Origin of the sequence: Streptomyces jumonjinensis, from assembly GCF_009600885.1 — a bacterium.
Taxonomy (GTDB): domain Bacteria; phylum Actinomycetota; class Actinomycetes; order Streptomycetales; family Streptomycetaceae; genus Streptomyces; species Streptomyces jumonjinensis.
This window is the reverse complement of sequence record NZ_VCLA01000209.1, coordinates 13451-21796: the sequence shown is the minus strand read 5'-3', so window position 1 is coordinate 21796 and position 8346 is coordinate 13451. Positions and strand designations below refer to the sequence as shown.

At 69.2% G+C, this 8346-nt stretch carries 9 protein-coding genes and 2 pseudogenes; 6 read left to right on the top strand and 5 right to left on the bottom strand.

Features of this window, described 5'->3' with window-relative positions; all coding sequences use genetic code 11:
- Positions 1–520, top strand: a 520-nt coding sequence (locus FF041_RS39970) for an isopeptide-forming domain-containing fimbrial protein (RefSeq protein WP_228388991.1), incomplete at its 5' end; no start/stop codon positions are given.
- Positions 521–918: 398 nt separating this feature from the next.
- Here FF041_RS39970 and FF041_RS39965 read toward each other — a convergent pair.
- Both FF041_RS39965 and FF041_RS37515 read right to left on the bottom strand, forming a co-directional pair.
- Positions 919–1038, bottom strand: a pseudogene (locus FF041_RS39965) (SAM-dependent methyltransferase); the annotation flags it as partial.
- Positions 1039–1070: 32 nt separating this feature from the next.
- Positions 1071–1835: a TetR/AcrR family transcriptional regulator gene (locus FF041_RS37515; protein ID WP_153527273.1), complete on the bottom strand. Its 765-nt coding sequence runs from the start codon at positions 1833–1835 to the stop codon at positions 1071–1073.
- A gap of 249 nt (positions 1836–2084) precedes the next feature.
- Here FF041_RS37515 and FF041_RS37510 point away from each other — a divergent pair, with 249 nt between their 5' ends.
- A complete protein-coding gene (locus tag FF041_RS37510) occupies positions 2085–2813 on the top strand; it encodes a DUF2306 domain-containing protein (protein WP_153527271.1) in 729 nt (242 codons plus the stop codon).
- 50 nt (positions 2814–2863) lie between these two features.
- On the opposite strand, the gene FF041_RS37505 is transcribed toward FF041_RS37510, so the two are convergent.
- The 3 genes from FF041_RS37505 to FF041_RS37495 all read right to left on the bottom strand — a co-directional run bounded on the left by FF041_RS37505 (position 2864) and on the right by FF041_RS37495 (position 5835).
- Complete coding sequence (locus tag FF041_RS37505) at positions 2864–3457, bottom strand: hypothetical protein (RefSeq protein WP_153527269.1); 594 nt, start codon at positions 3455–3457, stop codon at positions 2864–2866.
- A complete protein-coding gene (locus FF041_RS37500) occupies positions 3450–3671 on the bottom strand; it encodes a hypothetical protein (RefSeq protein ID WP_153527267.1) in 222 nt (73 codons plus the stop codon). The genes FF041_RS37505 and FF041_RS37500 overlap by 8 nt, the downstream gene beginning before the upstream one ends.
- Positions 3672–3861: 190 nt before the next feature.
- Positions 3862–5835, bottom strand: coding sequence for an amino acid transporter (locus tag FF041_RS37495; protein WP_153527265.1), 1974 nt, complete (start codon positions 5833–5835; stop codon positions 3862–3864).
- A gap of 198 nt (positions 5836–6033) precedes the next feature.
- Between FF041_RS37495 and FF041_RS37490 the strand changes: the two genes are divergently transcribed.
- The 4 genes and pseudogenes from FF041_RS37490 to FF041_RS37475 all read left to right on the top strand — a co-directional run.
- Complete coding sequence (locus tag FF041_RS37490; protein ID WP_153485631.1) at positions 6034–6270, top strand: hypothetical protein; 237 nt, start codon at positions 6034–6036, stop codon at positions 6268–6270.
- Positions 6267–6356: a K(+)-transporting ATPase subunit F gene (kdpF, locus tag FF041_RS37485; RefSeq protein WP_037701211.1), complete on the top strand. Its 90-nt coding sequence runs from the start codon at positions 6267–6269 to the stop codon at positions 6354–6356. The genes FF041_RS37490 and kdpF overlap by 4 nt, the downstream gene beginning before the upstream one ends.
- A 7-nt stretch (positions 6357–6363) precedes the next feature.
- Positions 6364–8052 carry a potassium-transporting ATPase subunit KdpA gene (gene kdpA, locus FF041_RS37480; protein WP_153527263.1) on the top strand — a complete coding sequence of 563 codons (1689 nt, stop codon included), beginning with the start codon at positions 6364–6366 and terminating at the stop codon, positions 8050–8052.
- Positions 8049–8346 (top strand): annotated as a pseudogene (locus FF041_RS37475) (potassium-transporting ATPase subunit B); the annotation flags it as partial. The gene kdpA and the pseudogene FF041_RS37475, both read left to right, overlap by 4 nt.

Here is an 8346-nt window from a genome sequence, read left to right as displayed (position 1 = left end):
CACCGGGGACGACGACGACCCCAACCCGAACAACAACACCAGCACCACCACAACCACGGTCACGCAGGCACCCGTCGTCATCAAGAAGAAGCAGGACGGGCCCGCTACCGTGAAGCCCGGGGACACGGTGTCGTACACGATCACCGTGAGCAACCCCGGCGGCACCAGCACCGACGCCTTCTTCACGGACGACCTCAGCGGGCTGCTGGACGACGCCGACTACAACGGCGACGCCACCGCGACCGTCGGCCTCGTCACCTTCGCCGACCCCGACCTGGAATGGTCCGGCACCCTCGCGCCGGGGCAGACGGCGACGATCACCTTCTCGATCACCATCCACGAGCGTCCCTTCGGGGACCTGAGACTGGACAACACGGTCGTCTCCCCCACCCCGGGGAACAACTGCCTCCCGGGTAGCACCGACAGTCGGTGCAGCACCCACGGCACCGTGAAGGTCAAGGACAAGCACAAGGACAAGGACAAGAAGTCACCCACCGGTCGCCGCGACGCCGGCGTCTAGCACACACGACTGCGGCGGGCTTCGCGCGTCCTGCGCAAAGCCCGCCGCAGCTGCATGGGCCGGCCCTCGGCACAGCAGCGCCCCGACATCCGATGGGGCAGCCGAGCGGGGGAGACGTTTCCCGGCCTGCGTCCATGGGGGACGCTGTTTCCGCTGATGTCGGAGTCTCCGCACGTCAGAAACACATGGTTCAGTGCGCCGAGCGTGAAGGCGGGCTCCCGGACCGCCAGTGCTCCGCCGCCCGAGACCACGGCGGCCGGTACGTTCGGCGGGCCGTCCTCGCCCCACATGGATCCTCCCTCACCCCACATGGATCCTCGGCCGTCGCCCGGGATCCGGTTCCGCGCGGCGCAGGACCTCTCGGGTGACCGGGGCCGTCTCGCCCGCGTCGAAGAGTCGTAGGTGTTCTCGCGGGTCCATTCTTCCCAGGCACGCCTGGCCGGGTCGCGGGTCTCGAAGACCAGATGCCCACCGGGGCGCAGTGCTTCATAGGCTCCTTGTAGCGTCTTCTGCCACGCATGCATAGGCGGGCCCGAACAGCCACTGGGTTTCACTGACGGCGGGCCGGGTCGCCTCCCTCGCCGGGGCCGGTGGGGATCCTGCGGTGGATGCCCTCGACCATGTTCCGCATGGCCGAGTGGAAGACCTCGGCCTGGTGGTCGCCGATGAACGTGGTGTGCCCGAACACCTCCAGGGCGACGAGGCCGTGCATCTGTCCCCACGCGCTCAGGAGGAGGGACACCGCGGGGGGCGGCAGGGCTCCGAGGGCGTCCGGTGACAGGTTCTCCAGCTGTGCCCGGAGCTCGGACGAGGGCTCGGGAGTGTCGGCCGCGGCCAGTTGGGCCGTGGTGAAACCGCCGAACAGCTCGCGCTGGAAGACCGCGCTCATCCGGCGGACAGCCTGGGTCGTGGGGCCCTCGACGGGTGCCGCGTAGTGCCGCAGCGGCGCTCCGTAGATGAGCTGGAACCGCTCGGGGTTGCCGGTCGCCCAACCGCGGTAGCCCTCGGCCGCGATCACCATACGCGGCACCGCCGTGCGGTCCGGCGCGGCGTCGACGGCAGCCTGTACGGCGTCGGCGAGGTCGTTGTACGCCTCGGCGACGAGCGCCGTGACGAGATGGTCCCGGCTCGGAAAGTAGTGGTAGAGCGCCTGCACGGTCATGCCGAGACTCCGGGCGACCGCGCGCAGGGACAAGGCGGCGGGCCCGTGTTCGCCGATGTGGTGCTCGGCGGCGGTCAGGATCTCGCGGACGGCGACGGCCCGGCGCCGCTGGCGCAGCGACGGTGGGCCGGTTACGGGCTCGGCTGGGGGCATGCGGCGACCGTTCGACGGGCCTTCACGGCATCGAATGTTTGGCAGTGTCAGAAGAATCTCACACTGCCAAAGCCTCTCTCCTCTCGCTAGCGTCATCGAAGGCGACGGGGGGCGCGGCACCGCTCCCCGTCGCACGACCGGGCCCAGGTGCCTTCGACAGGTGAACCGCATCCGCGCGCACCGCGCCGGGTTCCCCCTCGAACAGGGCTCCAACGTTCCCTCGCCACCACAGAGACCCAGGGAGTCGTCATGATGAAAGCCGCATTCCGGGCGGATCGCCGTGTGCGGCGGAGCGCATGGGCGGTGTTCGCCGTCTCGGCGGTCGGTACGGCCCTGTACAGCGCCCCCGCCTATCTGACCGGTGACCCGTCACAGGGCCGGATTCCGATCAACCCGGACGTGGCCCTGCACTATCTCTCCGTCGTCGTCCACGCCCTCCCCGCGAGCCTCCTCCTGCTGCTGGGACCCGTCCAGTTCGTCCCCGCGCTACGGAACAAGTACGGCAAGCTGCACCGGGTCGTCGGCCGCGTGTACATGGTCAGCGTCCTGATCGCGTCCGTGGCGGGCCTCTTCGCGGCCACGTTCTCCGTTGACGGGTTCTCCGTGCAGGTCGCCTTCTATCTGCTGACGGCCGCCTGGCTCTACTCGCTGGTCCAGGCGTACCGGACGATCCGGCGAGGCCGGATCCAGCTGCACCGCATCTGGATGATCCGCAACTACGCGCTCTCCTTCGCGGCCGTGGTGCTGCGCCTCTTCCTGGTGCTCGGGCTGGCGGCCCGGTCGCGGTACGACTGGCTGAGCTTCGAGGACGTCTACGCCGCCTCGGTCTGGGCGTCGATACTCGTCAGCGCCGGTGTCGCCGAATGGTTCATCGTCCACCGCACCCTCAAGCCCCTCGCCCGCAGCCGCCGCCGACCCGGTGCCGTCACCCCGGACGGGGCGACCACCGTCGCCGGGGCAGGACGCGTATCCGCGTAGCACCGGTCGCTCCGGACACGGTGCCGGCCCGCCCCGGGCGATGCGATGGGTCAGCCGAACGGGGAGGCGTTTCCCGGCCTGCACCCATGGGGGACGCTGTTTCCGCTGATGTCGAAATCTCCGCACGTCAGAAACACATGGTTCAGTTTGCCGAGAGTGAAGGCGAGCACTCCGACGACTGCGATCGCGCCGACGATCCTCCGCTGCTGACGTGTGGAGAGTTCGGAGTCCCCGAACAGCAGGATCCGAAGGAGCAGCCAGGTCAGCAGTGGTGTGCCGATGATGCTGAGGACGCCGCCCGCGAGGAAGAGCAGCTCCCGTGGTGTCCCGCCCTTGTGGGGAATGGCGGCGGCGAGCCCGATCCATACGGTGGGCAGCATCAGGCAGGCCGGGTACACCCATCCGTGCCGTGGCAGGCGTTCGCGTAGCAGCAGGGCGCTGAGCAGGACAGCGGTCGATACCGCCCAGAGGGTGAGCAGCTGGTAGTAGAAGACGACGTTGTAGGCGCCGAGCGTGAAGGCGGGCTCCCAGACCGCCAGTGCTCCGCCGCCCGCGACCACGGCGGCCGTCGCTTCCCATCGTTCGCTGCCTTGCGTGTCCCGGTTCGCGGAGGCTGGGTCGGTGGGGCGATGTGCGTCATCCATAGAGACTCATATCCGGCCTAGCAGCACTTTCTGGACAGCGTGTGGTGTGTCCGGGGTGGGGCGAGGCCGCGCCCGCCGCGCCGGGCGGGGAGAGGGTCGCGGCGGGCGCGGAGACAGCTGCGGCGGGCGGCGCGGTGAAACCGTCCGCCGGTACGGTGAAACCGTCCGCCGGCACGGCGAGGGCCGGCACACAGCGGGCCAGGTGTCGATGCATGCCCTCTCCTCGTGTCGTGGACGGCCACAGCCGCCCACCTGCGTCGCAACGTAAGAGGTACGAAGGCACGGCCGGAGACACCTCGCCGACGACAGCCCCTAACGGGTGTACCGGGCGGCGATCGCTCCGGAGCGGGTGCGTTTCCACGAGAGCAGCCCCATCGCGCCCTGCGGCGTCCGGCGTTCCGTCCTCACCCCACATGGATCCTCGGCCGTCGCCCGGGATCCGGCTCCGCGCGGCGCAGGACCTCTCGGGTGACCGGGGCCGTCTCGCCCGCGCCGAAGATCAGAAAGCTCAGCAGTTGGCCGAGCGGGTGGCCTTCCGTCCAGGTGAAGTACGCGTGCGGGATCCGGCCGGTGCGGTCGCGGATCCGCATCAGGACGGCGGCGATCGCGTTGGGCACCGTCGTGCTCTCCACCCGCAGTCGGCGCACCCCGTGCTTCTCGTCCCCGTGAACGGTCAGATCGGCCGTGAAATCCGACGAGTCCTTCACGAACACCTCCAGGAACAGCACGGGACGGCCGTCGGGGACATCGGTCTCCTGCCGCCGCCGGCGCTCCTTCGTCCGGTACTCGTCGGCGCTGTGCTCCGACGGCTCGCTCGCGATGATCCGCAGCGGCCCCGCCGCCACCGCCTCATCGATGAACCGCGCCGCCGTGTCGTCGAAGTCCACCTCCGCCGCACGCAGCTCGAACGCCCGGTGCACCCGCGACGCGAACGACGTCAGCAGGATCGTGACGATGAACAGTGCCGCGATCTTGATGCCGTCCGGCCGTTCGATCACATTGGCGATCAGGGTGTAGACGAAGACCACGGTGATCACCCCGAAGCCGACGGCCGCCCGCCGATGGCCCCTGCGCCGCGCCGCGACCGTGGAGGCGAAGGCCGCCGACAGCATCAGAACCAGCACCCCGGTGGCGTACGCACCGCTCTGCCGGTCCACGTTCGCGTCGAAGTAGACCGTGACGCAGACCGCGATGGCCACGAAGACCAGGACCAGCGGGCGCACCGCCCGGGTCCATTCGGGGGCCATGCCGTAGCGGGGGAGGAACCTCGGTACGAGATTGAGCAGACCGGCCAGCGCCGAGGCGCCCGCGAACCACAGGATGCAGATGGTCGACAGGTCGTAGACCGTGCCGAATCCCTCGCCGAGGTACTCGTGGGCCAGATAGGCGAGCGCGCGCCCGTTCGCGGGGCCGCCCGCCTTGAAGTCGTCCTGCGGGATCAGCAGGGTCGTGGCCAGGCTCGACAGCAGCAGAAAGCAGCTCATGATCAGCGCGGCCGTGGTCAGCAGTCTGCGGGTGTCGCGGATACGGCCCGCCGGGTTGTCGTAGGTGTCCGTGGCATCGCCTCTGACCTGCGGCATCACCGCCACTCCGGTCTCGAAGCCGGACATGCCGAGGGCCAGCTTCGGGAACACCAGCAGCGCCACCCCGATCATGACGAACGGCGAGGAGTGCTCGGCGGTCATGGCGTCCCACCAGTCGGGAACCAGCACCGGTTCGGAGATCACCTGCCAGGCCGCCGTGGCCAGCACCACCACATTGAGGGAGAGATAGACGGCGACGAGGACGACGGCCACGCCGATCGCCTCACGGAAGCCTTTGAGGAAGACGGCGCCCAGCAGACCGATCAGACCCAGCGTGATCCACAGGCCGGAACCGTGCAGCCAGTCGGGGGCGAAGGGGTTCTCCATCACATGCGCCGAGGCGTCGGCGGCCGAAAGAGTGATGGTGATGACGAAGTCGGTCGCGGCGAAGCCGAGCAGCACCAGGACCAGCAGCTTCCCCGACCACCAGGGCAGCAGCCGCTCCAGCATGGCGATCGACCCCTCGCCGTGGGGCGACTCATGGGCGACGCGGCGGTAGACCGGCAGTGCGCCGAGCAGGGTGAGCGCCAGCAGTCCGAGGGTGGCGAGGGGGGAGAGCAGTCCGGCGGCGAGCGCCGCGATACCGGGCTGGTAGCCGAGGGTGGAGAAGTAGTCCACACCGGTCAGACACATCACCCGCCACCAGCGGTGGCCCTGGTGGTCCGCGGGCGGTCTGCCGTGCGGTCCGGGGTGGCGGGCCGTGGTCTCGCTGAGGCCGTCGAGCAGCCAGGCACGGAAGGGGCGGCTCCGGTCCCCGGGGCGGGGGCCTGGGGCCGTGGCCTGCGTGCCGGTCATGGCGCACCCTCCGTGTCCTTGCCCCGGGCCCGTACCGGCGGCGTTCGGTTCCCCGGCCGTCCGGAGCGGGCCCGCGACCGGCCGTGCGGCGAGCCCGCTCCGTACGGCCAGGGCGTACTGCGCCCATCGTCGCCCGGCCGCCTGGCGTCGGCAGCCCGTACAGGTTCCGTCAAGAGCGATCGCCGCGCCGTATAGGACGTGTCAACGAAAGCGACGCACTGGCCGAAAAAGGGTTTCCTCGAACAGTCCTGTTCCGAACAGGTCCGTATCCGACAGATACGCATCCGGCGGCCCGAATCCGGCGGTTCCGTGTCCGGCGGTCCGAATCCTCATCCACATCAGGAGTTCACGATGGCCGACCTGGCCTTCGTCGTCACCACGATCGCGGTGTTCGCGCTGGTGGCTCTCATCGCCAAGGGGGTGGCAAAGCTGTGACTGCCGAGAACATCGTCGGTCTGATCGTGGCCGTCGCCCTGCTGGGCTATCTCGTCCTCGCCCTTCTGTACCCGGAGAGGTTCTAGCCCAGATATGAGTCCCGTACTTGCCGGTGCGCTCCAGCTCCTGGCGCTGATGGCCGCGCTCGCTCTGGTCTACCGGCCGCTGGGCGACTACATGGCCCGCGTCTACTCCTCGGACAAGCACCTCCGGGTGGAGAAGTGGATCTACAAGGCCGTCGGAGCCAACCCGAACACCCAGATGCGCTGGCCCGCCTATCTGCGCGGAGTCCTCGCCTTCTCGGCGGTCGGCGTCCTCTTCCTCTATCTGCTCCAGCGTGTGCAGGGCTCGCTGCCCGGCTCCCTCGGATTCCAGTCGATCGACCCCGACCAGGCGTTCAACACGGCCGCGTCCTTCGTCGCCAACACCAACTGGCAGTCGTACTACGGCGAGCAGGCCATGGGCCATGTGGTGCAGACCGGCGGCCTCGCGGTGCAGAACTTCGTGTCCGCCGCCGTCGGCATCGCGGTCGCCGTCGCGCTGGTCCGCGGCTTCGCCCGCTCCCGCACCGGTGAGCTGGGCAACTTCTGGTCCGACCTGGTCCGCGGCGTCGTCCGTATCCTGCTCCCGATCTCCCTGGTCGCCGCGGTTCTGCTGGTCGCCTGCGGGGCCATCCAGAACTTCGCCGGGATCCACGAGGTCGGCCAGTTCACCGGCGGCGTCCAGGAGTGGAACGGCGGTGCGGTCGCCTCCCAGGAGGCCATCAAGGAGCTGGGCACCAACGGCGGCGGCTACTTCAACGCCAACTCCGCCCACCCCTTCGAGAACCCCAACCCCCTCTCCAATCTGCTGGAGATCTTCCTCATCCTGGTCATCCCCTTCGCGCTGACCCGCACCTTCGGCCGGATGGTCGGCAGCGTCAAGCAGGGCTACGCCATCCTCGGCACGATGGTCTTCATCTGGGTCGGCTTCACCGCCCTGATGATGTGGACCGAGTTCGCCCACTCCGGCCCGGCCTTCGACATCGCGGGCGGGGCGATGGAGGGCAAGGAGACCCGGTTCGGCATCGGCGGCTCATCGCTGTTCGCCGTGGCCACCACCCTCACCTCCACCGGAGCGGTCAACAGCTTCCACTCCTCCTACACGGGCTTCGGCGGCGGCATCACCATGCTCGGCATGCAGCTGGGCGAGATCGCGCCCGGCGGCGTCGGCTCCGGCCTCTACGGCATGCTGATCATGGCGATCATCGCGGTGTTCATCGCCGGACTGATGGTCGGCCGGACCCCCGAGTACCTCGGCAAGAAGATCGGCACCCGTGAGATCAAGCTCGCGGCCTGCTACATCCTCATCACCCCGACGCTGGTCCTCTCCTTCACCGGTCTGGCGCTCGCCCTGTCCACCCCGCCGGACTCGATCACCAACACGGCCGCGAACGCGGTCGGCGGCTCCGGAGCCCATGGCTTCTCCGAGATCCTCTACGCCTACACCTCGGGCGCCAACAACAACGGATCCGCCTTCGCCGGGCTCAACGCCGACACCCAGTGGTTCAACACCACCATCGGTCTGGCCATGCTGCTCGGACGCTTCCTGCCGATGGTCTTCGTTCTCGCGCTGGCCGGCTCCCTCGCCGAGCAGAAGCCGATCCCCGCCACCTCCGGCACCCTGCGCACCGAGAAGCCGCTGTTCACAGGGCTGCTGGTCGGCACGATCCTCATCATCACCGGTCTGACCTACTTCCCGGCGCTGGCGCTGGGTCCGCTCGCCGAAGGGCTCGCGTCATGAGCACGATAACTCCCACCCGCGCGCCGCACTCGGATGTGCCGTCCGGGCACAAGCCCGAGGGCGGACGGGTCGGCGGGGGACTCTTCGACCCCGGACAGCTCCTCAAGTCCTTCCCGGACGCGCTCCGGAAGCTCGATCCCCGGGTGATGGTCAAGTCCCCCGTGATGTTCGTCGTCCTCATCGGCTCGATCGTCACCACCGCCCTGGCCGTCAGCGACCCGGGCGACTGGTTCGGCTGGGCGATCACCGCCTGGCTCTGGCTCACCACGATCTTCGCCAATCTGGCGGAGGCGG